We start from the raw sequence: 26101 nt of genomic DNA on the forward strand, positions 1-26101 counted from the left end.
GATTTCGATTTTCGGGCCGATGCGCTACTCCGGGCAGCAACAAGGATTTTTGGGGCCGCCGCGCCATGAACATGCTGCCAGAAACAATCGAACCGATCACTGACGCCGCAGGCGGCTTTCATCCGCTGTTTGCCGATGTGCCGTCCTCCGTCGAATTCAACAAGCTGCGCAAGCGGCTGCTGCGTCTCGCCCGTCAGGCGATCGACGATTTTTCGATGGTCAGGCCCGGCGATCGCTGGCTGGTCGCCTTGTCCGGCGGCAAGGATTCCTACGGCCTGCTTGCGTTGCTGCTCGACCTCAAATGGCGCGGGCTGCTGCCGGTCGACCTGCTGGCCTGCAATCTCGACCAGGGCCAGCCGAACTTTCCAAAGCACATTCTGCCCGATTATCTCAACACATACGCCATTGCGCACCGCATCGAATATCAGGACACCTATTCGGTGGTGACCGACAAGCTTCCCCAGGGCAGCACCTATTGTTCGCTGTGCTCGCGGCTCAGGCGCGGCCATCTCTACCGCATCGCGCGCGAGGAGGGCTGCTCGGCTTTGGTGCTCGGCCACCACCGCGAAGACATTCTCGAAACCTTTTTCATGAACCTGTTGCATGGCGGGCGCCTCGCCGCCATGCCGCCAAAACTGCTCAACGACGACGGCGACGTCATGGTGCTGCGGCCGCTTGCCTATTGCGCCGAGGCCGATCTCGAAAAATTCGCCGGCGCCATGAAGTTCCCGATCATCCCGTGCGATTTGTGCGGCAGCCAGGACGGCTTGCAGCGCAATGCGATGAAGGCGATGCTCGACGACCTGGAAAAGCGCATGCCCGGCCGCAAGGACACGATGATCCACGCCATGACCAATGTGCGGCCCTCGCATCTGCTCGACAGAAAGCTGTTCGATTTCGCCGCACTCAACGAAACCCTGACCGCAAGGCAAGACATTCCCGATGACATTTGACGATACCGCGATCGACTGGCTCGCCACGCTTCTGTCCGACGCTGCCATTGCCGAGATCATGCCGCGCTTTCGCCGGCTGGATGAGGGCGACGTCCGCCAGAAGACCTCGGCAGCCGATCTGGTGACGGAGGCCGATGTGAGTGCCGAGCGGCTCATCACCGTCAGGCTGCGTGAGCGCTACCCGCAGGCGATGATCGTCGGCGAGGAAGCCTGCTCCGACGACCCGGCGCTGCTCCAGGGCCTCGGCGAAGCCGATCTCGCCTTCGTCATCGATCCCGTCGACGGCACTTTCAATTTCGCCTCAGGCGTGCCGCTGTTCGGCGTCATGCTCGGCGTCGTCGTGAAGGGCGAGACCGTCGCCGGCATCATTCACGATCCCATCGGCAAGGACTGGCTGATCGGCGCCAGCGGTGCTGGCAGCCACATACGGCATGCGCATGGCACTTTGGAGAAGGTGCATGTCGCCGAGCCTGCGCCGATCTCGCAAATGACCGGCGCGGTTTCCTGGCAATACATGCCCGAGCCGGAACGGTCACGGCTGGCGCGCAACCAGACGAAATGCTTGTCGCAATTCGGCTATCGCTGCGCGGCCCACGAATACCGCCTGCTGGCGAGCGGCCACGCCCACTTCGTCGTCTACAACAAGCTGATGCCGTGGGATCATCTGGCCGGTGTGCTGATCCATGCCGAGGCCGGTGGTTACGCCGCGCGTTTCGACGGCAGCACCTACCGGCCGTCGCATGTCGGCGGTGGCCTTCTTGTCGCACCGGACGAAGCAAGCTGGCGCGAACTGCGCCGGGAACTCTGGGCGGAATAGGCCGTTTGGGATCGATCCGATTCGGGCCATGCCCGGCCGATCCGATTTTTGGGATCATGCGCTAATGCGGCGGTCAAACGCGACGCGCTTTAGGCGGAGCTGACGCCCAGGTTTCCGCTGTGGCGACTACCGCGGCATTGATGGGTCCGCTCGGGATCGTCGGCATCACCGACGCGTCGACGATGAAGACGTTGTCGAAGCCGTTCAGCCGCAAATCCGGGTCGACGACTGCGTCGGCATCACCGCCCATCCTGCACGTGCCGGCAGGATGATGATGTGTGGAGGCAGCGCTGGCGATGAAAGCATCAAGCTCGTCGTCCGACTGCACCTGTGATCCCGGCAGGACTTCCACATCGCGCCACTCGTCGAGCGCTCGATGATGGCCAATCGCGCGCGCCGTCTTCAGCGCTATCCGGAAAACGGCCCGGTCATGTTCGGTTTCGAGATAATGCGGATCGATGATCGGTGCATCGTTTCGGCCCGGCCCGCCCGGTGCGATGCGCCCACGACTGGTCGGCTGGGTGACGCCGCATAGTATCGTGAAAGCCGAGCCGTAGGGTGGTGCATTCAAGCCCACTGCGGCCGATGGAGCAACGACGCAGGCGAGTACGATATCGGGGCTTCCCGTCGAACGGGTCGGGTCGCTGCCGTGCAGATACATCAGCGATTCCGAGTGCTGCAGGCGCGACGGGGGCAGCGGCTTTTTCGTGATGTAGACGTTCCCAAGGGCCAGCAGATGGTCCTGCAGATTGCGGCCGACATCGCGCCGGTCGGCACGACAGCGAATCCCCGCCCGCTTCAGCGTATCCGGATCGCCGATGCCCGATCGCATGAGGATGAGCGGCGACGACACCGCGCCTGCACAAAGAACGATCCTGTCGGCGGAGATCGTCATGCTCCCCCCATCGCACACGACAGCCACATCCGTGGCCCGCTGGCCTTCCAGCACGAGGTGATCGACCTCGTGAGCGGGGAGCAGAGCGAGGTTCGGTCGCACCATGACCTCCGGCGGCAGGTAGGCGTCGGCGACGCTCAGGCGCTTGCCGGCGCGGATGTTCAGCGAATTAGGGCTCGTGCCGGCGAGCTCGCCGCTATTGTGGTCGGTCAGGGCGGGGATCCCCATGGCCTGTCCAGCGGCGATATAGGCGCGGACGACGGGGCTGACCTCCGCATCCGGCAGATAGACGTCCAACGGTCCGCAGCGGCCGCGCGACGGCGCATCGAACGCGGTGAAAGCTTCGCTGCGGACGAAGCCCGGCAACAAGCCAGAAAAGGACCAGCGCTCGCCGCCTGCTGCTGCCCAGGGCTGGAAATCATCGGGATGGCCACGCACATAGGCCATGGCATGCAGGCAGCTAGAACCGCCGACGATCTTTCCGCGCGGCCATTCGTGGACGCGGTTTGCGGTAAAGGGTTGCGGCACCGTCCGATAAGCCCAGTCATAGGCGCGGCCCTGCAGCATCGTCCATTTCAACGGGTCGGCGATATCGGGATCGGACGGCATGACCCCGGCTTCGATCAGGCCGACCTGGCACGCGCTGTCCTCGCTTAGCCGGCTAGCCACCACCGAGCCGGCAGATCCGGCGCCGACGACCAGCACGTCGAAATGACGCATCAATTTGAAAGTTCCCGCGAGCAGGCTGTCTGGCTGGAAAGCGAGACGCTCATGCCGCAAAAGCGCCGGCATTCGACCGTTCCGTGATTCGTCTTTGCACGGATAGCAAATGCGCGCGCATGGCCGCTTCGGCTGCTTCGGGGTCGCGTTTCGAGATCGCTTCGGCGATCAGACGATGTTCGCCGTCGCGCTCGGCGATCCGCTTAGGGCAGGTGGGTGCTGCGGCCCGTGCGACCTTGACCCGCGCATCGACCCCGACCTGGCGCAGCATCTTGTAGAATTCGGCGGCAAGATGGTTGCGGGCGGCAGCGACGATGGCGGAATGAAAAGCGAAATCGACCGCGCCCGACGAGGCATTCTCCGGCGTGGTTGCCGCATCGATGATCCGGGCCGTCTCGAACGAGGAGGCGCGCAGCGATGCCAGCCGGGCGAGGCCCGGTTCCATGAGCAGGCGCAACTCCAGAACCTCGATGGGGTTGGTTACCCTGACAAGTTCTTCGCCATATCGGGGCAGGGCAGTCGGCGCACGCCTGGCGCGCGCCGGTTTCAAATCACCTGATTGGCGCAGCATCTCGAGCGCCTTGCGAAGCTGATGGCGTTTCACGTTGAGATGTTCGGCAAGGTCACGCTCGGAAGGAAGCTTGCCGCCGCCCTGCTGCAAGCGGCGGACCGCTGCGATGATGTCGTCGAGATCCGATGATACGATCTGCGGCTCGAATGCGCTCAAAACCAAAATCTCCTGTCTGATCGGCAGCGGTCGACTCGACGTCCCGATATCAAGTTGTGACACGGAATCGATGAGAACGGCACTCAACCAACTCAACCAATCTACATCTGCGCCCGGTGGTTGACAACACCAGTTGCGCGATGGTTGAGTACCGCAGTTATTTCTTTGACGGCTCATATCTCGGCGGGGCCGTCTTCTCCTGAGGACAGTGCATGCCGTTTGGGGAAACATTCGACTATGTCATTGTCGGAGCCGGGTCGGCCGGCTGCGTGCTTGCAAACCGCCTGAGCGAAGATCCTGATGTTTCCGTGCTGCTCCTGGAAGCTGGCGACTGGGATCGCGATCCGATGATCCACATCCCGCTCGGCTGGGGTAAGATCCTGACCGAACGCCGTCACGACTGGATGTATTTCTGCGAGCCCGAGGCCAATGTCGGCGGACGCAAGGTCGAATGTGCGCGCGGCAAGGTCATCGGCGGCTCCTCCTCCACCAACGCCATGGCCTATGTGCGCGGCAATCGCGGCGATTACGATCGCTGGGCGGCCAGCGGTCTCACCGATTGGTCATTCGACAAGGTGCTGCCCTATTTCAAGAAGCAGGAGCGCTGGGAAAAGGGCGAGAGCGACTATCGCGGCGGCAGCGGGCCGTTGAACACGCAGTTCTGCCGCTACAAGGACGAACTGATCGATGCCTTCGCTACGGCGAGCCGGGATGCCGGATACCCCCAGACCGACGATTACAATGGCCCGGTGCAGGAAGGCTTTGGCCGCCTGCAGATGACGATCGCAAACGGTCGCCGCTGCTCGACCGCGTCGGCCTATCTGCGTCCCGTCATGCGCCGCAGCAATGTCAAGGTGCTGACCGGCGCGATGGCGACGCGGATCGTGCTGAAGGATGGGCGAGCGACCGGCATCGCCTATACCAGGGGCGGCGCGACCCACCAGGTGCTGGCGCGGCATGAGGTCGTGCTTGCCGGCGGCGTCATCAACACGCCGCAGTTGCTGATGCTGTCGGGGATCGGCGATAGCGGCGAGCTCGCCGCGCATGGTATCGAGACGAAAGTAGACCGTCCGCAGGTCGGCAAGAACCTGCAGGACCATGTCTCGGTCATTCTGATGTATCGGCGCAAGCAGCCGGGGCCGTTCCACAAGATGATGCGGGCCGATCGTATCGGGCTGGATTTCGTCAAGACCTATTTTACCGGAAAGGGCTTTTCGGGAGATGTGCCCGGCGGGGTCGTGGCGTTTCTGAAAAGCGATGCAAGCCGGCCGTTGCCGGATGTTCAGCTGCTTTTCACGGCTGCGCCGCTTGCCGCATGGCCTTACATGCCGCCATTCAAGGCGCCCTTCGCCGATGGCTTTGCGACCCGCATCGTCGCCGTCCAGCCGAAGAGCAGGGGGAGCGTGGAACTGGCGTCGAACGACCCGTTGGCTGCGCCGCTGATCCACCAGAATTTCCTGTCATCGCCGCACGACTGGCAGTCGCTTCGCGCCGGCTTCCGCGTCGCGCGCAACCTCGCTGCACAACCGTCGATGACGCCGTTCATCGCCTCGGAGTTCCTTCCGGGCTCACAATGCCAGAGCGACGATGAGATCGATGAGCATATTCGCAACACCTCGATCACTGTGCATCATCCGGCCGGCACCTGCCGCATGGGTGTCGACGCGGGCTCGGTGGTCGACCCGCAACTACGGGTGCGCGGCGTTGCCGGCCTTCGCGCGGTGGATGCTTCCGTGATGCCGGATCTCGTTTGCGGCAACATCAATGCGGCGGTCATCATGATCGCCGAAAAGGCCTCGGACCTGATCCGCGGCCGTGCTGAACAAAGCATGGCCGCCTGATTGCTGTCGCCCGGGTTCAACCAAGTTCCTTTGGTTGAAAACAAAATTCGAGTTGGTTGGGCTGCCGAGCGATTGCCACGGCCGCAATGGTACGATCCGCCGGCCATTTTCTCGCATCTTTTCGACTTTCTTGCCCCTTTTGGGGCCATTCGGCCTCCATAGAAGCACTCAACCAAAAATTTTTAAAATTCTCAGTTTTGGGATTGTCCAGAAAAACCAATCCGAATACGGTTGAGTTGGTTAAACGCATTTTCTTCGTGAAGAGAGGTGTCAGAGATGTCCTTGGCGCAACCGGCAGACCTTACCGTCACCAACAAGAAGGCAGCGCTGAAGGGCCTTTATGACGCCCTCTACGAAAAGAATATGTTCCCGTTCTGGGCGACGTCGGAAGGCGTCGATCACGACGAGATCAAGCAGCTCATGGCGACCTCGAAGGCGATCCCCTTCGTCTGGTCCTATGCCGATATCGAGCCGCTGCTGCAGCGCGCCGCCGAACTGGTGACCATGGACGACAGCGAGCGCCGGTCGCTGATCCTGGTCAATCCGGGGCTCGCGCCCAAGCGCGCCTCGGTCAGCACCATGTACACCGCCTACCGCCTGAATGATCCGGACGAGATCATGCCGCCGCACAAGCATTCGCCGAGCGCCATACGTTTTGGCCTGACCGGCAAGGGTAATTTTACCGGCGTCGAGGGCGAGGACGTGGTTTTCGGCCCCGGCGACATGGTGCTGACGCCGAACGACGCCTGGCACAATCACGGCACGGTCGGCGGCGAACAGGCGGTCAACCTTTCTGTCCTCGACCTGCCGCTGGTCGAGACGCTGCACGCCGTGCATTTCGCTCACAAATACACCGAGATGGTCGACGGCAAGGAAGTCGAGAAGAAGGTGCAGACCGCGCGTTTTCCGAGCGATTATTCGCAGCGAATCTATGGCGAGGGCGGCCTGATGCCGCGCTTCGTCGACCACAAGCGCGGCGGCGGCCTGTCGTCGCCGATGTATGTCTATCGCTGGGAAAAGATGGAAGCGATCCTCGACGCGCACAAGGATTGGGACGGCGATCCGCATGAAGGCATCGTCATCGACTATGTCGACCCCACCACCGGCGGCCCGGTCTTCCGCACGATCAACTTCTACGTGCAGATGTTGCGGCCGGGCGAAAAGACGCTGCCGCAACGCGAGACCGCCAGCCTGCTGTTGGCGCCGTTCCGCGGCAATGGCCATTCGATGATCGATGGCAAGCGCTACGACTGGAACCAGTTCGATACGATCGCCATACCGGGCGGTTGCTGGGTCGAGCATGTCAATGGCTCCTCGACCGAGCCGGTCATCTTCTTCGGCGCGACCGATGCGCCGACACAGAAGGCGCTGCTGCTCTACAAGCGCTGGGGCCGCAACCAGGCCGGCGATCTGCTCCGCATCGTCTAGTTTGCAGCGGAAACCGTCCGCGCCGCCATAGTGGCGCGGACATCGAACGAGACGGTTCAGCAGCAAGGGCGGATGCATTTGGTTTCGGCGTTCAACACAAAGCAGATCGGCCATGTCGACTGTCCGGGCGGTGGTCAGGTCTGGGTCGACGGCAACATTCTCTATATCGGCCACATGCGTCCGCCGAGCGGCACGACGCTTGTCGACATTTCCGATCCGCGCAATCCCAGGAAGGTCGCGACGATCGACGTTCCGCCCGGCTGGCACTCGCACAAGGTGCGCGCCCAGGACGGTCTGATGATCATCAACCACGAGCGCTTCGGCAATGCGGGCCCGGCCGATTTCGGCGGTGGCCTGGCGCTCTACGACACGACCCGACCGGCGGAGCCGAGGCTGATCTCGAAGTGGATAACCGGCGGCCATGGCGTGCATCGCTACGACTATGACGGCCGCTATGCCTATATCTCGCCGACTGCCGACGGCTATGTCGGCAACATCGTGATGATCCTCGACCTGATCGATCCGGTAAATCCGGTCGAAATCGGCCGCTGGTGGATACCGGGGCAATGGACCGGCGGCGGCGAAGAGTATCCGTGGCATGATTACGTCACGCCGCGCTGCCACCATCCGTTACGCATGGGCGACCGGCTCTATGTCAGCTACTGGCATCACGGCCTTTTCATCCTCGACATTTCCGACATTTCGAAGCCGAAGCTTGTCTCGCATGTCAATTCGAGCCCGAGCTTCCCGCATCCCACGCACACATGCCTGCCGATCCCGCAGCCGCTCAAGGGCCGCAACATCATGGTGGTGGCGGACGAGGATGTCGCCAAGCTCCGAGCTTCGCCGCCGGCCTTCACCTGGATCTACGACATCACCGACGAAACGAACCCGCTGCCGATCTCGACCTTCCAGGTGCCTGGCCTCGACCCGGATGGCGAACCACAACCGCCAATGACCGGCTGCCATCAGCCTTCCGAGCGGTTCAAGGGCACCATCATTCCGTTTGCATGGTTCGCCCAGGGGCTGCGGCTGGTCGACATCGCCGACCCGTTCGCACCCAAGGAGGTCGGCCATTTCGTGCCCGATGCGCCTGAGGGCGCCGAGCGATCGTCTTCCAACGACGTCACCATCGACGATCGCGGCATCGTCTACCTCATCGACCGCGTCCGTGGCGTCGATATCATCGAAACCAGCGTTCTCTAGGGGGATAGGTTGAGCGACAGCACGCGAAAATCCGCCAGCCACTACGCCATCGGCAAGAAGAATCCGAACCTGCCGTTTCATCCGGCGGTGCGTGCCGGCGATTTCATTTTCGTCTCCGGCCAGGTGCCGAAGGACGAGAACAACAACATGATCAGCGGCACGATCGAGGAAGAGACACTGGCGACGCTGAGGACCATCGCGCGCGTCATTGCCGATGAGGGCGCAACGCTCTCCGATGTCGTGCGGATCACCACCTATCTCGAGGATACGCGCGACTTCGGCCGCTACAACAAGGCGTTTCTCGAAGGGATCGGCGACGCGGTGCTGGCGCGCACGACGGTGGAGGCAAAGGCCGTCATCAACACCAAGATCGAAATGGACGCTATCGTCTACAAGCCGCTGCCGGCCGGCAAGTAGGCCACAATCGAGGAGATGATATGTACAAGCTCTTAGGCCGCCAGACATCGGGCAACGTTCAAAAGGTGCTCTTCATGCTCGAAGAGCTTGGCGCGCCATACAAACGCGAGGATTACGGCCGCCAGTTCGAAAACACCCAGACGGCCGAATACAAGGCGCTTAATCCGACGTCGAAAGTCCCGACGCTGGTCGACGGCGACACCGTGATCTGGGAGTCCAACACCATCCTGCGCTATCTCGCGGCATCCGGCGGCGAGCGGCTGAACGGCGCCACCCCTGCGGAAAAGACCGAGGTCGAGCGCTGGATGGATTTTCTGCTGGCGGCGGTCAATCCCGGCTATATGGCTGCCTTCAAGGGCGCCAAGCTGACGCCAGAGGAACAGACCGCCGAATACAAGGAACAGGTCAAGGACCTGGTGGCGCAGCTCAAGATCATCGACGGGCATCTGGCCGGCAAGGAATTCCTGGCGCTGGGAAAGCTGACCATTGCCGACATCGCCTGCGCACCGATCCTGAAACGCTGCATCGACTTCAAGATCGACCGGCCGTCGCTGCCCAATCTCGAGCGCTGGGTCGCCGCAGTCGCCGCTCGTCCAGCCTTCAAGGCGGCAACCGCTGCGGCTCCCGCAAAGGCCGCATGATGATCAAGCGCGCCGCTCTCATCGGACTGGGAACGATGGGTCCGGGCATCGCCGCGCGGCTTTCGCGCGGCGGGCTCGACGTGGCGGCGTACGATGTTTCCGATGTCGCGGTCGAACGCGCCCGCGGCATGCTCGACATCGCCGGCGGGGTTCTGGACCGTCTCGACATCAAGGTGCCGGCAACGGGCGCCGGCACGGTGCGCTTCGCCCGCACCATCGCCGAGGCCGTTGATGGTGCGGAACTGGTCATCGAGAATGTGCCTGAGAATATCGACATCAAGGCCGAAACCTATCGCGCCATCGACCCGCTGATCGGTCCTTCGGTGATCGTCTCCTCGGATACGTCGGGTATTCCGATCACCAAGCTGCAGGCCCATATCTCGCACCCCGAGAGAATGGTCGGCATGCACTGGTCGAACCCGCCGCACATCATTCCGATGATCGAGGTGATCGGCGGCGAGAAGACCGCGCCCGAAACGGTGGCGACGATACGCGACCTGATCCGCTCGATTGGCCTGTTGCCGGTGGTCGTGAAGAAAGACGTTCCCGGCTTCGTCGAAAATCGCGTTCTTTACGCACTGCTGCGTGAAGCGGTGGATCTGGTCGAGCGCGGCGTCATCGAACCGGAGGATCTCGACACCTGCGTATCCTGGGGCATCGGCTACAAGATCGCCGTCATCGGGCCAATGGCGCTGCTCGATATGGCCGGCCTCGATATCTACAAATCCGTCTCTTCGTTCCTGAACGCCGATCTCTCCAATCGGGATGATGTGGCGCCGATGGTGCTGGAGAAGACCGGTGCATCAAAGTTCGGCATCAAGTCGGGCGAGGGCATGTTCTCCTACACGCCCGAACAGATAAGGGCGCTGCAAGGCGAACGGGCGCGCAAGCTGGTCGCGGTGCGCCGCATCCTCGAGGGCCGGGAGTAGCCGATGGCACGAGTGAGGCATGAGGCTGGCCATGCCGGAGACTTCACCCGGTTGGCCGTTCATGCGGACTGTGCCATCAAGACAGCGCAGCTGCGGCCAATCACGATGCATGGGGTGACCGACCATGCAGGTTGAAACCATTCGACCCGCCGGCGGCCGACCGACCCACATCCGCCACGGCGATCTCATTTCCGCCAAAGGCGTTACGGTGGTCATGGGCACGGATCGGAACCGGCAGCTGATCCTCAGGGATATAGACCTTGCAGTTCCGCAAGGCTCGTTCGTTTCCCTGATCGGCCCTTCGGGTTGCGGCAAGAGTACGCTGCTCAAAGTGCTGGCTGGGTTGGTAAATCCGAGCAGCGGCAGCGTCTCGGTTGCCGGCGTTTCGCCAGGCGAAGCGGCGCGCAAGCGGATGATCGGTCTGGTCTTTCAGGATGCCAATCTGCTGCCGTGGAAAAACGCCGTCGACAATGCCTCGATGCTGCTCGGCATCGCCGACAAATCGATGTCGCGCTCGGCGCTGCGGGCACGTGGACGGGAAATGCTGGAACTGGTGGGCCTTGGCGATGCCGCCCACAAGCGCCCAAACGAACTGTCTGGCGGCATGCGGCAGCGGGTTGCCATCGCCCGGGCTTTGGCGCTCGATCCGGCGGTCTTGCTGATGGACGAGCCGTTTGGCGCCCTTGACGCGATCACCCGCGACTCAATGGGCCAGTCGCTGCTGGAGATCTGGCAGCGGACCGGCAAGACGATCGTCTTCGTGACGCATTCGATCGACGAAGCCATTCAGTTGTCGCGCCAGGTCCATGTGCTGGGAATCAAACCGGGACGCATTACCCAGAGCCTGGACATTCCGCTGCCTTATCCGCGCGACGCTTCCGTGACCGAAGTCCCCGAATTCGTCAGGCTGGTGCTTCAACTTCGAACGATGCTGCGCTCCAGTCATCAGCCGGGAGGCGCGACGTGAGCAGGCAACCCCTCATGAATCTCTCATCGCCGCAACCGGTTTCCGGCTGGGCCGCGGCAACAAGCAGCTGGCTTCCGGCGGCTATCCTTCTGCTGGTGACGATCGTGTTGTGGGAAGCGGCGGTGCGGATATTCTCGATATCTTCCTTTATCGTTCCTGCCCCATCCGAGATTGCGAAATCGCTGGTCGCGCAGTGGGGCACTCTCATGCAGGCGACGGTGGTCACGGCAGGCGAAATCCTGTTTGGCTTTCTTGTCTCGGTTATAGTCGGCATTGCGCTTGCTCTCGTCATCGTGCGCTTCGATTGGCTGGGCCGCGCGCTCTACCCGCTCGTCGTGCTGTTCCAGAATGTGCCGAAGGTCGCGCTGGCGCCGATCTTCATCCTCTGGTTCGGTTATGGGCTCGCTCCCAAAATCGGTCTGATTCTGGTCATCGCCTTCTTCCCGGTGACGCTGTCGATGCTGGCCGGCATGCAATCGGTCGACCGTTCGCTTCTGTCGCTGATGAATTCGGTCGGCGCCAGCCCGACCCAGATCCTGTTCAGGATCCGTGTCCCCCACTCGCTTCCGAGCCTGATGGCCGGGACCAAGATAGCCGCGACCCTGAGCGTGATCGGCGCCATCGTCGGCGAATTTGCCGGAGCCTCGGACGGGCTCGGCTACGTCATCCAATTCGCGTCGACCCAACTCGACACGGGCCTTGTCTTCGCGGCGCTGCTGCTGGTTTCAGTGCTCGGCATCGCCTTCTACTACGCAGCCGAAATTCTTGAGCGTGTCGTGGTGCCGTGGGCGCCGAAATTCAGCCAGGCCTAGGATCTTTCGAACAACCAAACAAGGGAACAGACAATGCTGAGACGCTCTCTTATCAAGGCAGCCACTTTTGCGGCGTTTGTCGGCGCGCTTGGCTTCTCGAACGCGGCGCTGGCGGCGGACACGGTCAACGTCCAGCTCGACTGGGTGGTGCGCGGCAATCACGCCATGTTCTTTGTCGGCAAGGAAAAAGGCTTCTTCGCCAAGAACGAGATCGATGTGAGCGAGGTCCGCAAAGGGTCCGGCTCGCCGGACGCCATGCGGCTGGTGGGCAATGGCAACGCTGAATTCGGCTTCGGCGATCTTCCCACGCTTGCCGTGGCAAGGTCGCAGAATGTTCCCGTCGTGGCGCTGGCGGCGGTCAACCAGCAGTCGCCGCTGGGCATTATTTCGCTCGCCAAGACGCTCAAGCTGACCAAGCCTTCAGACCTCAAGGGCCTGACCATCGGCATTCACCCGGCGGGCTCCACCTACATTTTCTTCAGGGGCTTCCTGGCTGCCAACGGCATGAGCGAGAAGGACATGACGCTCAACAGCGTCTCGCCGCCTTACGAAAGCTACCTGCTGCTCGGACGGGTCCAGACGGTCGTCGGCTATCTCGACGCAGAAGTGCCAGAACTTGAAGCCAAGGCTGGCGGCCCAGGGTCGCTGAGCATCATGCTCGGCGCGGATCACGGCTGGAAGGCCTATGGCTCGGGGCTGTTCACCTCTGAAGCGATGATCAAGGACAATGCCGATGTCGTGCGCCGCTTCGTGAAGGCCTACAGGGAGGCTTTCGACTATGTCGCGGCCCATCCGGAAGAAGCCGCCGAGATCACCGCCAAGGCCGTTCCTGGCTATGCGGAGAAGAAGGATGTGCTGCTGGCCCAGCTCAAGGCCGACATCGCTTCGACGTTCAACAGCCCGGCGACGAAGGAACACGGCCTCGGCTGGATGACGAAGACCCAATGGGAAGAGACCTTGAAGACGCTGACGGATCAGGGCGTGCTCAAAACGGCACTGTCGGCCGACGACGTCTTCACCGACAAATTCCTGGCGGCAGAGTGCGTATGCCTGTCTGGCGAGGCCGCACCACAGCCGCTCGACGGGCAGGTTTTCGCGCTTGTCGTTGAGGATCGCAAACATCCCGGTTTCTGGATCGAACCACAGCTCGACACGGGCGCTCTTGCCAGGCGCCGCGGTGGCGATCGTGGCCGAATACCAGTGGGCGAAGTCTGCATTGCAGGAAAGCGCCTCACGCCCCGCATTCGAGATCGTCAGCGGCACCGGATCGAGCCCTTCGGTGCCGGTTCGCACAGTGATGTGCCGCAATTCAACCGCGTTGGCGAACGACGTGAACGCCAGAATTATCGGAAGAATGTATCGCACAACCACCTTGCCTGAACTCCGTGTGGAATTGTTCAGGCAGTCTACCTCGCTTTTGCGCAATAACAATAAGAATATCTTGGGTCAACCGAACAGAGAGGGTAACATGTCTAAGTTCCTGAAGGGCAGCGTAAGCGCTGTTATATTAAGCGGCCTCTTGCTGGGTAATGCACTTGCCGCCGAAGTCAAGTCCATTGCCATCCTGACGCCGGAAGAAGGCACCGATTATGGCTGGAACCAGCAAGGCATCGACGCTGCCAAGGCAGCGGCGAAAGCTGCCGGTGTCGAGATAGTGACGGCGCAGGGGCTCGGCTATGGCGACGTGCGCCCGACATTGCGCGAACTGGCGGCCGACGGCGCCAGCCTGTTGATTGCCCATGCCAGCGGGTACAACACCGCGGCTCCCGAAATCGCCAAGGAAACCAAGGTGCCAGTGGCGATCGTCGACACGCCGACCGGCCTGGAGGCTGGGCTCGTCGCAGACTACACGCTGAGCGGTCACGAAGGTGCGTACCTTGCCGGCCGTCTCGCCGCCAAGATGTCGCGTTCCAAGTCGGTCGGCATCGTCGTGTCCGGCGAGCCTCCGTCGTGGAACTCGCAGTCGGCGGCGTTCGCGCAAGGTGTGAAGGCCGAGAACCCGGACGTCAAGGTCACCTATGCGGTGATCGGACCCGCCGCCTACAGCGATGCGGCCGGCGGCAAGCGCGTTACCGAAAGCGTGATCGCATCGGGCGCCGACATCATCTTCGGCCAGGGCAACGGCTCGAGCTTCGGTATGCTGCAGGCGGTCGAAACGACCAAGGCCGGCGATGGCGGCAAGGTCTATTTCATCGACGTCATCGGCGACAAGACGCCGATCGACAAAGGCTTCCTGCTGTCGTCGGTGGTTTGGAACATCGAGCCGGTCTATGCGGCGATGATCGCCGACCTCAAAGCCGACACGTTCGGCACCAAGAGCTACTCGATCGGCCTCAAGGACGCGCCAACGACAGCGTCGATCTGGCTATCCGTCCGGGTGAAGTGCATGTGCTGCTCGGTGAAAACGGCGCCGGAAAATCCACCTTGATCGGCATGCTGTCCGGCCTGCAGCAGCCGGACGAGGGCCGCATACTGGTCGACGGCGAGCCTATCGCGATCACCTCGCCGCGCCATGCGCTGGCGCTCGGCATCGGAACCGTATTCCAGCACATGATGCTGGTGCCGACGCTGACGGTCGCGCAAAACCTGTTGCTCGGCGGCCCGTGGTGGCAGCGGCCCAAGACCGAGGAACTGGAAGCGCGCGTCGCCGATATCACCAGGGCGCTCGGTATCACGGTCAAGCTGCATGCCAAGGTGTCGGAACTCTCGCTCGGCGAACAGCAGCAGGTCGAGATCCTGCGCGCGATGGTGCGCAACAGCCGGATTCTGATCCTCGACGAGTCGACCTCGATGCTGACGCCGAAGGGCATCGATGAGCTGGGCGCGCTGATGCGCCGCCTTGTCGAACAGGGGCTGGCGATCGTCTTCATCACCCACAAGCTCAAGGAGGCGGCGGCCTTCGGCGATCGAATCTCGGTGCTGAAACTCGGCCGCAAGGTCGGCGAAATTCCTCCCGAGCGGTTTCGCGCGCTAGGCGAGCAGGCGATCGTTTCGGAGATCGTCGAATTGATGTTCGGCAAGCAGAAGGACGACCCGGAAGCGTCCGAGCGTCCGGTTCGCACCATTCACGCCGGAGCGGCTCCGCTGCTTCAGGTCCATGAACTCGCGGTCGCACCGACAGACGACGCGCGGGGCTTGTTATCGATTTCGTTCGACATCCGTCCAGGCGAGCTGCTGGGCATCGCTGGTATCGACGGCAATGGCCAGAAGCAACTGGCGGAGGCGCTGGCTGGCCAGCGGGCGACGGTGAGCGGTTCGGTGCGGCTGCAGGGCACGCCCATCGAGGCGCTGAGCGTCGGCGAACGCCGTGAGCGAGGCCTTCGCTACCTGACCGACGATCGGCTCGGCGAGGGCACGGTCGGGACTTTTCCGGTCTCGATCAATTTCTTCCTCAAGCAGGTCGGCGCCGCTCCCTTCTGGCGCAACGGCGTCGAGCAGCGCGGTGAAATCGACAAGCGCGCCGCTCAGCTGATCCGCGAATACGACGTGCGCACGCCCAGCCTGAAAACGCCGGTCGCCCGGCTCTCCGGCGGCAATATCCAGAAGGTGCTGCTGGCGCGCGAACTCGCCGAAGGCGCAAAAGTGGTGATCTTCAACAAGCCGACCTATGGCCTCGATCTCGCCAATACATTGGCTTCGCGCCAGCGAATCCGCGATACGGCGGCACGCGGCCTTGCCGTGCTGCTCATCTCCACCGACCTGGAGGAGTTGCTCAGCATGTGCGACCGCATCGCCGTCATCTCGAACGGCTCGCTGGTCGGCACGGTCGAGAATGTCGGCGATGCCCGCTCCAAGATCGGTCGCTTGATGATCGGACTTGCCGCATGAGCATCGACACCGTCCCAGCCGCCGGTGCAACCGCACTCGATGCCACGGCTGCTGTGGTCACGCGCCGCGATATCCAGCATCGGCTGCTGATGACCATCGGCCCTATACTGGCCGCGCTTATCATCGCCGGCTGCATCCTGCTTGCCGTCGGCGTCGACCCGCTTGCCTATTATCGCTTTGTGCTCGAGAGAGGGCTTTTGTCGCCGCTCGGCATCCAGCAGACGCTGACGCGCATGGCGCCGCTGCTGTTTCTTGCCGCTGGCCTGATCGTGGCCTTTCGCGCCGGCATGTGGAATCTCGGCGGCGATGGCCAGTTCCTGCTCGGCGCGGTAACGGCCGCCGCCAGCGCCCCGCTCTTCGTGGAAGTCATGCCTGCCTGGCTGGCGCTGATCTGCTCGTTTGTCATCGCCATGGCGGTTGCGATGCTCTGGTCGCTGGTGCCGGCCCTTTTGCGGGCCTATCAGGGCGTCAACGAGATCATCACTACGCTGATGATGACGTTCCTGGGCACCTCGCTCGCCAATGTGCTGGTCAAGCTGGTGTTTCGCGATTCGGGCACGACTGTGCCGCAGACCCGCACCTTGCTGGTCGAGGACCGGCTGCCGCGTCTGCTCGACACGACCATCACCAGCGGTCTGCTTCTGGGACTGGCAGCGATCATCACCGTACATCTGGTGATGACGCGCACGGCCTTCGGCCTGAAGCTGAGGATCGTCGGGGCCAACCCACGCGCGGCCATCCATGCGGGGCTCGGCGTGCCGAAGCTCACCATTGCCGTCTTCGCCATCTCGGCCGGGCTGGCCGGACTTGCCGGCGCTGTCGATATCCTCGGCGTCCAGGGTAACGTCCGCGCCGACTGGAACCCCGCTTATGGGCTGGCGGTCATTCCCGTCGTGTTCCTCGCCCGCATGAACGGCTTTGCCGCCATCGGTTTCGTGTTCCTGCTTTCGGTGCTGTCGATCGGCGGCGAGAGCGCGGCCCGCCGCCTCGGCGTGCCCAATCATTTCACGCTGGTGCTGGTCTCCATCGTGCTGATCGTGCTCGCGCTCGCCGAATACATCGATCACCGCTACAATCAGTCGCGGAGGGCCTGAAGTTATGACCGGGCTGTTCAGCGAAGTCTTTCTCAGCGCGCTTTTGTTTGGCGCCGTCACCGCGGCGATCCCGCTGCTGCTGGCCGGCCTCGGCGAACAGATGTCCGAAAAGGCCGGCGTGCTCAACATCGGCATCGAAGGCATGATGCTGGCCGGCGCCTATCTCGGCTTCGTCGGCGCCTTCTATTCCGGATCGCTGTGGCTGGGCTTTCTCACCGGCGCCGGCGGCGGTATCGCCGTGGCGCTGGTCATGGCGCTGCTTTGCGTGCGCATCGGCTTGAACCAGATCGTCATCGGCATAGCGCTGACATTGGGACTTGAAGGCCTGACGGCGCTGCTCCACCATTTCCAGTTTTCGCGCAGCTATCCCCGCCTGCCAGCGGTTGATGTGACCGTCATTCCGTTGCTGTCGGGCATTCCGGTGATCGGGCCGGCGTTGTTCAGGCAGCATCTGATCGTCTACCTGGCGGTAGCACTGGTTTTCGCCATGGGCTACATCTATCGGCGCACGCAGCTCGGCCTGAACCTGCAGGCGGCGGGCGACAAGCCGGCCGCGCTTGACGTCGCCGGCATCGACGTCGCACGAACCCGCACCATCGCCGTGCTGACGACTGGAGCGCTGGCAGGGCTTGGCGGCGCCTTTCTCGCCAATGTCGGCGCCGGCCTGTTCATTCCCTTCATCACCAATGGCGCGGGCTTTCTCGGAATCGTGCTTGCCATGCTGGCGCGTGGTCGCCCGGTCTGGGTGCTGTTCGGTGCCTTGTTGTTCGGCGTGTGCCTGTCGCTGACGACAGCCATGCAGGTGGCCGGCATCAACATACCAACCGACGTCATCCAGATGCTGCCGTTCCTGGCGGTGATGATCATGCTGGTTCTGTTCGGCCGGCGGGCCAGCCTGCCGGCAGCGCTCGGCATTCCATACGAGCGCGGCGTGCGCTGATCAGGTTCAGGCGCGGACGGGACCCGCGCCAACAGAGGAGAGAACAAAATGTCGGATACCAAGGTCTACCTGCTCGATGGTGGCTCGCTCGTTCTCGACGGCTATCACGTGTTCTGGAATCGTGGCCCCGGCGGCGAAGTGCGCTTTCCCGTCTATTCGATCTTGATCGAGCATGCCGAGGGCCGGTTTCTCATCGACACCGGCTACGACTACGACCACGTCATGAAGGTGCTGCCTTTCGAAAAGCCGATCCAGGAAAAGCACCAGACCATTCCCGGCGCCCTGGCGCTGCTCGGCCTCGAGCCGAAGGATATCGACGTCGTCGTCAACTCGCATTTCCACTTCGACCATTGCGGCGGCAACAAGTATTTTCCGCATGCCAAGAAGGTCTGTCATCGCACCGAGGTGCCGCAGGCCTGCAATCCTCAGCCTTTCGAGCACCTTGGCTATTCGGATCTGAGCTTTTCGGCGGAGGCTGCCGAAGCGCGTGGCGCGACCGCGCAATTGCTGGAGGGCACGACGCGGGCCAACTCGACCTTCGAGGGCATCGACGGCGATGTCGAGCTTGCCAGGGGGGTCAAATTGATCTCGACGCCCGGCCATTCTATCGGCCATTACAGCTTGCTGGTCGAATTTCCCAAGCGCAAGCCGATCATGTTCACTATCGATGCTGCCTACACGCAGAAGAGCCTTGAAACGCTGTGCCAGGCGGCCTTCCACATCGACCCGGTGGCGGGTGTCAACTCGATGCGCAAGGTGAAGAAGCTCGCCGAGGATTATGGGGCCGAGCTGATGTATTCGCACGACATGGAAAACTTCAAGACCTATCGGACCGGCACGCAATTCTACGGCTGACCGCCGCCAACGAAGAGACAAAGACCATGCGCTATCTCGAACACGCCGAACCAGTCATCACGCTCACCGCCGGGCCGGTGAACGCCTATCCCGATGTGCTGCGCGGCCTCGGCCGCACCGTGCTCTACGATTACGACCCGGCGTTCCAGCTCTTTTACGAGCGTGTGGTCGACAAGGTGCAGAAGGCGATGCGGCTGTCCAACAAGCCGGTCATTCTGCATGGCGAGCCGGTCCTTGGCCTGGAGGCCGCGGCAGCCTCCCTGATCACGCCAGACGACGTCGTGCTCAACCTTGCCTCGGGAGTCTACGGCAAGGGTTTTGGCTATTGGGCGAAGCGCTATTCGCCGCATCTGCTCGAAATCGAGGTGCCCTATAACGAGGCGATCGACCCGCAGGCGGTTGCGGCAATGCTGGAAGCGCATCCGGAAATCAGCATCGTTTCCGTCTGCCATCACGACACGCCGTCGGGCACCATCAACCCGATCGATGCCATCGGCGCGCTGGTTTCGGGGCATGGCGCCTATCTGATCGTCGACGCCGTTTCGTCCTTCGGCGGCATGAAAACGCATCCGGAGGACTGCAAGGCCGACATTTATGTCACCGGCCCGAACAAATGCCTCGGCGCGCCTCCCGGGCTGACGATGATGGGCGTCAGCGAGCGGGCCTGGGCGAAAATGAAGGCCAATCCACTGGCGCCGCGCGCGTCGATGCTCAGCATCGTCGATTGGGAGCATGCGTGGTCGAAGGACAAGCCGTTTCCGTTCACGCCGTCTGTCGCGGAAGTGAACGGGCTCGACGTCGCGCTCGACCTCTACCTCAATGAGGGACCGGCGGCGGTGTGGGCGCGCCACGCGCTCACCGCCAAGGCCATGCGCGCGGGCGTCGCCGCGATGGGTCTGTCGATCTGGGCGGCCAGCGACATCATCGCATCGCCGACCACGACTGCCGTCCGGACGCCCGAAGGCATCGACGAGGAGGCGCTTCGCCAGGCTGCGCGCGCCCGTTACGGCGTGGTGTTCTCGTCGGGCCGGGGCGAGACATTGGGCAAGTTGACGCGCATCGGCCATATGGGCCCGACCGCCCAGCCGATCTATGCGATCGCGGCGCTGACGGCACTTGGCGGCGCGATGAATGCTTTGGGCGAAAAGCTCGCGGTCGGCAAAGGCATCGACGCGGCGCTCGCCGTTATCGACGCCGACGCCTGAGATGAAGTCACAGATCACATGGAGCACGGAAAATGACTGAACGGCTTGCGGGAAAGACCGCCCTGGTTACCGGGGCCGCACAAGGCATCGGCAAGGCGATCGCCGCGCGCTTGGCCGCCGATGGCGCGACCGTCATCGTCAGCGACATCAATGCGGAAGGCGCCGAAGCGGCGGCGGCGGCGATCGGCGCAAAAGCGAAGGCGATCGCCGCCGACATTTCCGATCCGGCATCCGTCAAGGCGCTGTTCGCCGAGATCCAGGCACTGACCGGTGGCATCGATATCCTGGTCAATAACGCCAGCATCGTGCCCTTCGTCGCCTGGGACGATGTCGACCTCGACCATTGGCGCAAGATCATCGACGTCAATCTGACCGGAACCTTCATCGTCAGCCGCGCGGCAACGGACCAGATGCGCGCCGCCGGCAAGGCCGGCCGGGTGATCAGCATCGCCTCCAACAGCTTCTTTGCCGGCACGCCGAACATGGCGGCCTATGTCGCGGCCAAGGGCGGCGTCATCGGCTTCACCAGGGCGCTCGCCACAGAACTCGGCAAATACAACATCACCGCCAACGCGGTGACGCCGGGCCTGATCGAGAGCGATGGGGTCAAGGCGAGCCCGCACAACGAGGCGTTCGGCTTCGTCGAGATGCTGCAGGCTATGAAAGGCAAAGGGCAGCCGGAACATATCGCCGATGTGGTGTCGTTCCTGGCCTCGGATGACGCACGCTGGATCACCGGCCAGACGCTGAATGTCGACGCCGGCATGGTGCGCCACTAAAGCGCCGACGTCTGAAAGGATCCATCCGCAGCGCTGATACTCGATGGAAGCTTTCGTCGATAAATTGGATTACATTTATCGCGCGAAACCGGAGACCCGAGATGAAACCTCGGTCCGCAATTGTCGCCCTTACCCTTGCCCTGGTTGCCGGGCCTAACGCGGCAACATCGCAGGAGCGCGGCTGTCGCAATCCCGATCCCATCAACACCATAAACGAGATGTTCTCCGCGATCGTCGCCTGTTGGGAGCCGCCGCCCGGAACCGCGGGCATGACCCTGACGCTGCAGTTCTCAATTCGCCGAAACGGCACACTTATCGGCAAGCCTCGCGCCACCTACTCCCGTCTGGGGGATGATGGCAGCCTCAACCGGGCTTTCGTCGCCTCCGTCCTCGAGGCCCTCGACAAGGCTCTGCCACTGCCGGTTTCGGACAGCATGGGTGGGGCGATCGCAGGGCGTTTGCTGTTCCCTCGCTTCACCGCAGCGAGCGGGGATGAATCCTGAAACGCGTTCGGCCTTAAACCGGCGGGTTCTGCGGCTGGAAGAATTTGCCGCGCTCGGCGATCAGCACCATCACCAATGCGCCAAGCGAAACGCTGCAGAATCCGGCGGCCAAGGGCGTCACCGTGCCGTTGAAGGCTTGGCCGATCAGCGTGCCGAGCACGCCGCCGAGGAAGGTCTGCATGAAGCCCAGAATGGACGACGCCGTCCCGGCCAACTGGCCGAGCGGCTCCATGGCGAGTGCGTTGAAATTCGCGCCGAGTGCGCCGAACGGGACCATCGTGCCGGCAAAGAAGGTGATGAAAAGCCAGAGCGGCATCTTCATCTGGATGGAAACGACCAGCCAGGCGAGGCTGATGGCCAGAAACAAGAGCAGCGCGCTTTGCGACAGGCGGCGCATACCGATGCGGCCGACAAGGCGCGAATTCAGATAGCTTGAAAAGGAGAGCACGCCGGCGATACCTGCGAAAATCACCGGGAACATCTCGCCGACGCCGAAGACGTCGACATAGATCTGCTGCGCCGAGTTGATGAAGCCGAACATCGCACCGAAAGCAAAAGTGCTGGCGAAGGCATAGCAGAGCGCGATGCGATTGGTCAGCACGATGCGGAAACCGCCGATGATGGATTCGGCCGTCAGCGGCCGGCGATATTCGGGACGCAGCGTTTCCGGCAGCCGCAGCAGCGCCCACGCCGACACGATCAGGGCCCCGGCCGCCATGGTGATGAAGATCACGTGCCAGGTCGCAAACAGCATGATGAACTGGCCGATGCCTGGCGCCACCACCGGAATCGCCATGAACACCATGAAGATCAGCGACATGACTTCGGCCATGCGCCGCCCGTCGAACGTGTCGCGCACGATCGAGACGGCGATGACGCGTGTGGCCGCGGCGCCGATGCCTTGCACCACCCGGCACAGGATAAGCGTGGCGAATGTCGGGGCGATCGCCGCCGCACTCGCCGCGGCGACATAGATGACCAGTCCGACGACGAGCGGAGCGCGGCGTCCGAAGCGGTCCGAGATCGGCCCGAAGAAGAGCTGTCCGCCGCCAAAGCCCAGAATATAGGCGGCAATCACATATTGGCGATGGTTTTCATTTTCCACGCCCAGCGAGGCGCCGATCTGCTGCAGCGCCGGCAGCATGATGTCGATGGCCAGCGAGTTGAGCGCCATCAACGCCGCGCACAGCGCGATGAATTCCCAGCGCGGAATAGGCAAGGTGCTTGCCTGTTGCTGCGCTTCTGCATGCTGATCCACGGCAAAGTCCGATCTTCAAACGAAAAAGCGCCGGCGCACCGGCGCATTCATTCGTCTTGTGCCCCGATACCGGGGAGATAATCAGCTTGGCGAAGTGCCCTAAATGTTCGTCAGGCGGCGCCTTTGACGCTGACGCCCTTTTCGACGAGGAACGTCTGCAGTTCGCCAGCCTGGAACATCTCGCGGACGATGTCGCAACCGCCGACGAACTCACCTTTGACGTAGAGCTGAGGGATTGTCGGCCAGTTGGAGTATTCCTTGATACCTTGCCGCAGCTCGGCCGAGGTCAGCACGTCGACGCCCTTGTAGTCGGCCCCGATATAGTCGAGGATCTGCACGACCTGACCGGAAAATCCGCATTGCGGAAAACCGGGAGTGCCCTTCATGAAGAGAACGACGTCGTTGGCCTTCACTTCGCTGTCGATGTAGTCGTTGATACCGCTCATAGAAAATCCTTTCATGCCCGCGGGAGTCGGGCTCGAAACATTCCCTTTCAAATAAACCCATAGGTTGCCTGAAACAAGACGTTTGCCGCCCTCGTCACGCAAATGGCGCAAAGGATGGCCTGGGCCAAGAGCATCGGACGGCTATCTTCCCAAGCCAGCAAGCCCTAAAAAAGCTTATTCCGGCACGCTGGTCTGCAGTGCGAGCGCGTGCAGCACGCCGCCCATATTGCCCTTCAGCGCGTCATAGACCATCTGATGCTGCTGGACGCGGCTTTTGCCGCGAAAGCTTTCGGCCACCACTTCGGCCGCATAATGGTCGCCGTCGCCGGCCAGGTCGCGAATCGTCACCTTGGCGTCCGGAATGCCTTCCTTGATCAACCGTTCGATGTCGTGCGCGTCCATTGCCATGCGAGGATTCCTTGTTCAGATCTCATAGATATGATCGAAACGGCGGATGAACCACACCGCAACGACCCCGCTCGATCAAATCAGGGGTCCACGACCTCATTTGCCATGAAGCGAGGAAACCAGGATTCGTGGGCAGCGGTCAATTCGCCGACAGGGATCGCCCGCGCCTCGCCGAGTTTCAGGTCGCTGCCGCCGGTCGAGCCGATCCACGGCGCGAAGATGCCGAGCTTGCTCTGCTGTTCGCGAATGGCGTCCCATTCCTCGCTTTGCGGATCGATCGACAGCGTCAAGAGGTAGCGGCCCTGATCCTCGCCGAACCAGACCGGGATCGGGTCGGTCCCGACCAGGCCGGGGACGGTTGCGCCGATACCGGACGCCATCGCCATCTCGGCCAGCGCGACGGCAATGCCGCCATCGGAAACGTCATGCGCTGATGTGACGACGCCGGAGGCGATCAGAGTGCGTACATGGTCGCCGACGCGCTTTTCGTGGTCGAGGTCGACCGGCGGCGGCGGGCCATCGGTGCGGCCATGGATGTCGCGCATATAGGCCGACTGGGCGAGATGCGTTCCCCACATCGACGGCGCGCCGACCAGCAGGATCATCTGGCCCTCGGCGGCAAAGCCGATCCGCGCCATCTGGGACCAGTCGGCGATCAGTCCGACGCCGCCGATGGTCGGCGTCGGCAAGATGCCTTGCCCGTTGGTTTCGTTGTAGAGCGAGACATTGCCGGAGACGATCGGAAAGCCGAGCGCGCGACAGGCATCGCCGATGCCTTTCACGGCGCCGACCAACTGGCCCATGATCTCGGGTCGTTCCGGGTTGCCGAAATTGAGGTTGTCGGTGGCCGCGAGCGGCAGCGCGCCGGTGGCGGTAAGGTTGCGCCAGCATTCGGCCACCGCCTGCTTGCCGCCCTCGTAAGGGTCGGCCTCGCAATAACGCGGCGTCACGTCGGAGGAGAAGGCGAGCGCCTTGGTCGGATGGCCCTCGACGCGCACCACGCCGGCATCGCCGCCGGGAAGCTGCAGCGAATTGCCCTGGATCAGCGTGTCGTATTGTTCCCATACCCAGCGGCGCGAGGACAGGTCGGGCCCGCCAAGCAGTTTCAGCAGCGCCTCGGCGACATCCGCTTGAGGTGCATTGCCGGCCGCCAGCGGCGCCGGGTTGTTCGGCTCGGTCCAGGGACGGTCGTATTCCGGCGCCTGGTCGCCAAGGTCCTTGATCGGCAGATTGGCGACTTCGTCGCCCTGGTGCAGCACGCGAAAGCGCAGATCGTCGGTTGTCTTGCCGACGATGGCGAAGTCGAGGCCCCATTTGTGGAAGATCGCCTCGGCTTGCTTTTCCTTTTCGGGGCGCAGCACCATCAGCATGCGCTCCTGGCTCTCCGACAGCATCATCTCATAGGCGCTCATGCGCTCCTCGCGCACCGGCACCTTGTCGAGGTCGAGCTCGATGCCGAGGTCGCCCTTGGCGCCCATCTCGACCGCCGAGCAGGTGAGGCCGGCAGCACCCATGTCCTGGATGGCGATGACGGCGCCGGACGCCATCAGTTCGAGGCAGGCTTCGAGCAGGCATTTTTCGGTGAACGGGTCGCCGACCTGAACGGTGGGCCGCTTCTCGTCGATCCTGTCGTCGAATTCGGCCGAGGCCATGGTGGCGCCGCCGACACCGTCGCGGCCGGTCTTGGCGCCGAGATAGACGACCGGCAGGCCGACGCCCTTGGCTTCCGACAGGAAAATCGCGTCGGTCTTGGCCAGCCCCGCCGCAAAGGCGTTGACCAGGATGTTGCCATTGTAGCGCGCGTCGAAATTGACTTCGCCGCCGACCGTCGGCACGCCGAAGGAATTGCCGTAGCCGCCGACGCCGGCAACGACGCCGGCAACCAGGTGCCTGGTCTTGGGATGGTTCGGCGCGCCGAAGCGCAGCGCGTTCATTGCCGCGATCGGCCGGGCGCCCATGGTGAAGACATCGCGCAGGATGCCGCCGACGCCGGTCGCCGCACCCTGATAGGGCTCGATGAAGGAGGGGTGGTTGTGGCTCTCCATCTTGAAGACGACGCAGTCGCCGTCGCCGATATCGACCACGCCGGCATTCTCGCCCGGGCCCTGGATGACCTGCGGCCCGGTGGTCGGCAGCGTGCGCAGCCACTTTTTTGAGGATTTATACGAGCAGTGCTCGTTCCACATCGCCGAAAAGATGCCGAGCTCGGTAAAGCTCGGCTCGCGCCCGACCAGATCGAGGATGCGCTGATATTCGTCGGGCTTCAGCCCGTGCGAGGCAATGAGTTCCGGAGTGATCGGCACGGAATTGGAAATGGTCATGGGCGGCAATTTATGTCCTTGGGATCGAGTCCGGTCTTATCGCAAGCTTTGCAGCCGATACACCCATCAAGCGACGAAAAACGATGGAAAGGGTGCAGCAAGTAGCGAAAG

Annotated in this window: 26 protein-coding genes; 19 read left to right on the top strand and 7 right to left on the bottom strand. The window is 62.8% G+C overall.

Translation table 11 applies throughout. The features are described from left to right. Positions 1-65: 65 nt before the first annotated feature. Together ttcA and AC0L2B_RS22310 are read left to right on the top strand one after the other, a co-directional pair. Complete coding sequence (gene ttcA / locus AC0L2B_RS22305; RefSeq protein WP_287057627.1) at positions 66-953, top strand: tRNA 2-thiocytidine(32) synthetase TtcA; 888 nt, start codon at positions 66-68, stop codon at positions 951-953. After that, on the top strand, positions 943-1770 hold the full coding sequence (locus tag AC0L2B_RS22310; RefSeq protein ID WP_287138000.1) for an inositol monophosphatase family protein: 828 nt from the start codon (positions 943-945) through the stop codon (positions 1768-1770). The genes ttcA and AC0L2B_RS22310 overlap by 11 nt, the downstream gene beginning before the upstream one ends. A 73-nt stretch (positions 1771-1843) precedes the next feature. Here the strand turns inward: AC0L2B_RS22310 and AC0L2B_RS22315 are convergent, their stop codons facing one another. Together AC0L2B_RS22315 and AC0L2B_RS22320 are read right to left on the bottom strand one after the other, a co-directional pair. Continuing rightward, entirely contained in the window at positions 1844-3388 is a 1545-nt protein-coding gene (locus AC0L2B_RS22315; RefSeq protein WP_473746951.1) for a GMC family oxidoreductase, read from the bottom strand. Between the two features lie 46 nt (positions 3389-3434). Continuing rightward, complete coding sequence (locus tag AC0L2B_RS22320) at positions 3435-4343, bottom strand: FadR/GntR family transcriptional regulator (RefSeq protein ID WP_473746834.1); 909 nt, start codon at positions 4341-4343, stop codon at positions 3435-3437. On the opposite strand from AC0L2B_RS22320, the gene AC0L2B_RS22325 reads away from it, so the two are divergent. After that, on the top strand, positions 4325-5953 hold the full coding sequence (locus AC0L2B_RS22325) for a GMC family oxidoreductase (RefSeq protein ID WP_473746835.1): 1629 nt from the start codon (positions 4325-4327) through the stop codon (positions 5951-5953). The two genes, AC0L2B_RS22320 and AC0L2B_RS22325, sit on opposite strands and share 19 nt — an antisense overlap. A gap of 16 nt (positions 5954-5969) precedes the next feature. On the opposite strand, the gene AC0L2B_RS22330 is transcribed toward AC0L2B_RS22325, so the two are convergent. Further along, positions 5970-6203, bottom strand: coding sequence for a hypothetical protein (locus tag AC0L2B_RS22330; RefSeq protein WP_287259644.1), 234 nt, complete (start codon positions 6201-6203; stop codon positions 5970-5972). Between the two features lie 26 nt (positions 6204-6229). Between AC0L2B_RS22330 and AC0L2B_RS22335 the strand changes: the two genes are divergently transcribed. From AC0L2B_RS22335 to AC0L2B_RS22410, 16 genes are all read left to right on the top strand, one after another. Further along, complete coding sequence (locus tag AC0L2B_RS22335) at positions 6230-7381, top strand: cupin domain-containing protein (RefSeq protein WP_473746836.1); 1152 nt, start codon at positions 6230-6232, stop codon at positions 7379-7381. A 72-nt stretch (positions 7382-7453) separates the two neighbouring features. Beyond that, positions 7454-8587, top strand: coding sequence for an LVIVD repeat-containing protein (locus AC0L2B_RS22340; protein WP_287259645.1), 1134 nt, complete (start codon positions 7454-7456; stop codon positions 8585-8587). 9 nt (positions 8588-8596) lie between these two features. Next, positions 8597-9004: a RidA family protein gene (locus tag AC0L2B_RS22345; RefSeq protein ID WP_027154168.1), complete on the top strand. Its 408-nt coding sequence runs from the start codon at positions 8597-8599 to the stop codon at positions 9002-9004. Between the two features lie 20 nt (positions 9005-9024). Further along, positions 9025-9645 carry a glutathione S-transferase family protein gene (locus AC0L2B_RS22350; RefSeq protein WP_287259646.1) on the top strand — a complete coding sequence of 207 codons (621 nt, stop codon included), beginning with the start codon at positions 9025-9027 and terminating at the stop codon, positions 9643-9645. Next, positions 9645-10574, top strand: coding sequence for a 5-formyl-3-hydroxy-2-methylpyridine 4-carboxylate 5-dehydrogenase (gene fhmpcd1, locus AC0L2B_RS22355; RefSeq protein WP_353682783.1), 930 nt, complete (start codon positions 9645-9647; stop codon positions 10572-10574). Before AC0L2B_RS22350 ends, fhmpcd1 begins: the two co-directional genes overlap by 1 nt. 124 nt (positions 10575-10698) lie before the next feature. Next, entirely contained in the window at positions 10699-11541 is an 843-nt protein-coding gene (locus tag AC0L2B_RS22360) for an ABC transporter ATP-binding protein (RefSeq protein WP_473746838.1), read from the top strand. After that, positions 11538-12353: an ABC transporter permease gene (locus AC0L2B_RS22365; RefSeq protein ID WP_473746839.1), complete on the top strand. Its 816-nt coding sequence runs from the start codon at positions 11538-11540 to the stop codon at positions 12351-12353. Before AC0L2B_RS22360 ends, AC0L2B_RS22365 begins: the two co-directional genes overlap by 4 nt. Positions 12354-12386: 33 nt before the next feature. Further along, positions 12387-13733, top strand: coding sequence for an ABC transporter substrate-binding protein (locus AC0L2B_RS22370; RefSeq protein WP_473746840.1), 1347 nt, complete (start codon positions 12387-12389; stop codon positions 13731-13733). Between the two features lie 88 nt (positions 13734-13821). Beyond that, entirely contained in the window at positions 13822-14781 is a 960-nt protein-coding gene (locus tag AC0L2B_RS22375; protein WP_473746842.1) for a putative B6 ABC transporter substrate-binding protein, read from the top strand. Then, on the top strand, positions 14742-16181 hold the full coding sequence (locus tag AC0L2B_RS22380) for a putative B6 ABC transporter ATP-binding protein (RefSeq protein WP_473746843.1): 1440 nt from the start codon (positions 14742-14744) through the stop codon (positions 16179-16181). The genes AC0L2B_RS22375 and AC0L2B_RS22380 overlap by 40 nt, the downstream gene beginning before the upstream one ends. Next, on the top strand, positions 16178-17275 hold the full coding sequence (locus AC0L2B_RS22385) for a putative B6 ABC transporter permease subunit 2 (protein WP_287259655.1): 1098 nt from the start codon (positions 16178-16180) through the stop codon (positions 17273-17275). The genes AC0L2B_RS22380 and AC0L2B_RS22385 overlap by 4 nt, the downstream gene beginning before the upstream one ends. A gap of 4 nt (positions 17276-17279) precedes the next feature. Next, complete coding sequence (locus AC0L2B_RS22390; protein WP_473519571.1) at positions 17280-18215, top strand: putative B6 ABC transporter permease subunit 1; 936 nt, start codon at positions 17280-17282, stop codon at positions 18213-18215. A 48-nt stretch (positions 18216-18263) separates the two neighbouring features. Beyond that, a complete protein-coding gene (gene pldA, locus AC0L2B_RS22395) occupies positions 18264-19070 on the top strand; it encodes a 4-pyridoxolactonase (RefSeq protein WP_287259658.1) in 807 nt (268 codons plus the stop codon). A gap of 26 nt (positions 19071-19096) precedes the next feature. Beyond that, entirely contained in the window at positions 19097-20275 is a 1179-nt protein-coding gene (gene ppaT, locus AC0L2B_RS22400) for a pyridoxamine--pyruvate transaminase (protein ID WP_473746844.1), read from the top strand. A 32-nt stretch (positions 20276-20307) separates the two neighbouring features. Next, a complete protein-coding gene (gene pldH / locus AC0L2B_RS22405) occupies positions 20308-21054 on the top strand; it encodes a pyridoxal 4-dehydrogenase, SDR-type (protein WP_023798256.1) in 747 nt (248 codons plus the stop codon). A 101-nt stretch (positions 21055-21155) separates the two neighbouring features. Next, positions 21156-21557 carry a hypothetical protein gene (locus tag AC0L2B_RS22410; protein ID WP_473746845.1) on the top strand — a complete coding sequence of 134 codons (402 nt, stop codon included), beginning with the start codon at positions 21156-21158 and terminating at the stop codon, positions 21555-21557. Between the two features lie 13 nt (positions 21558-21570). Here the strand turns inward: AC0L2B_RS22410 and AC0L2B_RS22415 are convergent, their stop codons facing one another. From AC0L2B_RS22415 to purL, 4 genes are all read right to left on the bottom strand, one after another. Further along, the gene (locus AC0L2B_RS22415) at positions 21571-22815 is read right to left on the bottom strand and encodes a multidrug effflux MFS transporter (protein WP_473746846.1); all 1245 of its coding nucleotides are present in this window, start codon (positions 22813-22815) and stop codon (positions 21571-21573) included. A 110-nt stretch (positions 22816-22925) separates the two neighbouring features. Beyond that, entirely contained in the window at positions 22926-23261 is a 336-nt protein-coding gene (grxD, locus tag AC0L2B_RS22420; RefSeq protein ID WP_023798253.1) for a Grx4 family monothiol glutaredoxin, read from the bottom strand. Between the two features lie 174 nt (positions 23262-23435). Continuing rightward, positions 23436-23669, bottom strand: coding sequence for a BolA/IbaG family iron-sulfur metabolism protein (locus AC0L2B_RS22425; protein ID WP_023798252.1), 234 nt, complete (start codon positions 23667-23669; stop codon positions 23436-23438). Between the two features lie 80 nt (positions 23670-23749). Further along, a complete protein-coding gene (purL, locus tag AC0L2B_RS22430; RefSeq protein WP_473746847.1) occupies positions 23750-25990 on the bottom strand; it encodes a phosphoribosylformylglycinamidine synthase subunit PurL in 2241 nt (746 codons plus the stop codon). Between the last annotated feature and the right edge of the window lie 111 nt (positions 25991-26101).

Source organism: Mesorhizobium sp. WSM4815 (genome assembly GCF_055811575.1).

What these genes read in the sequence shown, in the direction of transcription:
- AC0L2B_RS22350 (WP_287259646.1), top strand. Translation starts at nt 9,025, where the DNA reads ATGTACAAGCTCTTAGGCCGCCAGACATCGGGCAACGTTCAAAAGGTG.
- purL (WP_473746847.1), bottom strand. Translation starts at nt 25,990, where the DNA reads ATGACCATTTCCAATTCCGTGCCGATCACTCCGGAACTCATTGCCTCG.
- AC0L2B_RS22375 (WP_473746842.1), top strand. Translation starts at nt 13,822, where the DNA reads ATGTCTAAGTTCCTGAAGGGCAGCGTAAGCGCTGTTATATTAAGCGGC.
- AC0L2B_RS22370 (WP_473746840.1), top strand. Translation starts at nt 12,387, where the DNA reads ATGCTGAGACGCTCTCTTATCAAGGCAGCCACTTTTGCGGCGTTTGTC.
- fhmpcd1 (WP_353682783.1), top strand. Translation starts at nt 9,645, where the DNA reads ATGATCAAGCGCGCCGCTCTCATCGGACTGGGAACGATGGGTCCGGGC.
- AC0L2B_RS22325 (WP_473746835.1), top strand. Translation starts at nt 4,325, where the DNA reads ATGCCGTTTGGGGAAACATTCGACTATGTCATTGTCGGAGCCGGGTCG.
- AC0L2B_RS22385 (WP_287259655.1), top strand. Translation starts at nt 16,178, where the DNA reads ATGAGCATCGACACCGTCCCAGCCGCCGGTGCAACCGCACTCGATGCC.
- pldH (WP_023798256.1), top strand. Translation starts at nt 20,308, where the DNA reads ATGACTGAACGGCTTGCGGGAAAGACCGCCCTGGTTACCGGGGCCGCA.
- ttcA (WP_287057627.1), top strand. Translation starts at nt 66, where the DNA reads ATGAACATGCTGCCAGAAACAATCGAACCGATCACTGACGCCGCAGGC.
- AC0L2B_RS22340 (WP_287259645.1), top strand. Translation starts at nt 7,454, where the DNA reads ATGCATTTGGTTTCGGCGTTCAACACAAAGCAGATCGGCCATGTCGAC.
- grxD (WP_023798253.1), bottom strand. Translation starts at nt 23,261, where the DNA reads ATGAGCGGTATCAACGACTACATCGACAGCGAAGTGAAGGCCAACGAC.
- AC0L2B_RS22410 (WP_473746845.1), top strand. Translation starts at nt 21,156, where the DNA reads ATGAAACCTCGGTCCGCAATTGTCGCCCTTACCCTTGCCCTGGTTGCC.
- AC0L2B_RS22330 (WP_287259644.1), bottom strand. Translation starts at nt 6,203, where the DNA reads ATGCGTTTAACCAACTCAACCGTATTCGGATTGGTTTTTCTGGACAAT.
- AC0L2B_RS22360 (WP_473746838.1), top strand. Translation starts at nt 10,699, where the DNA reads ATGCAGGTTGAAACCATTCGACCCGCCGGCGGCCGACCGACCCACATC.
- ppaT (WP_473746844.1), top strand. Translation starts at nt 19,097, where the DNA reads ATGCGCTATCTCGAACACGCCGAACCAGTCATCACGCTCACCGCCGGG.
- AC0L2B_RS22310 (WP_287138000.1), top strand. Translation starts at nt 943, where the DNA reads ATGACATTTGACGATACCGCGATCGACTGGCTCGCCACGCTTCTGTCC.
- AC0L2B_RS22320 (WP_473746834.1), bottom strand. Translation starts at nt 4,343, where the DNA reads ATGTTTCCCCAAACGGCATGCACTGTCCTCAGGAGAAGACGGCCCCGC.
- AC0L2B_RS22335 (WP_473746836.1), top strand. Translation starts at nt 6,230, where the DNA reads ATGTCCTTGGCGCAACCGGCAGACCTTACCGTCACCAACAAGAAGGCA.
- AC0L2B_RS22390 (WP_473519571.1), top strand. Translation starts at nt 17,280, where the DNA reads ATGACCGGGCTGTTCAGCGAAGTCTTTCTCAGCGCGCTTTTGTTTGGC.
- AC0L2B_RS22425 (WP_023798252.1), bottom strand. Translation starts at nt 23,669, where the DNA reads ATGGCAATGGACGCGCACGACATCGAACGGTTGATCAAGGAAGGCATT.
- pldA (WP_287259658.1), top strand. Translation starts at nt 18,264, where the DNA reads ATGTCGGATACCAAGGTCTACCTGCTCGATGGTGGCTCGCTCGTTCTC.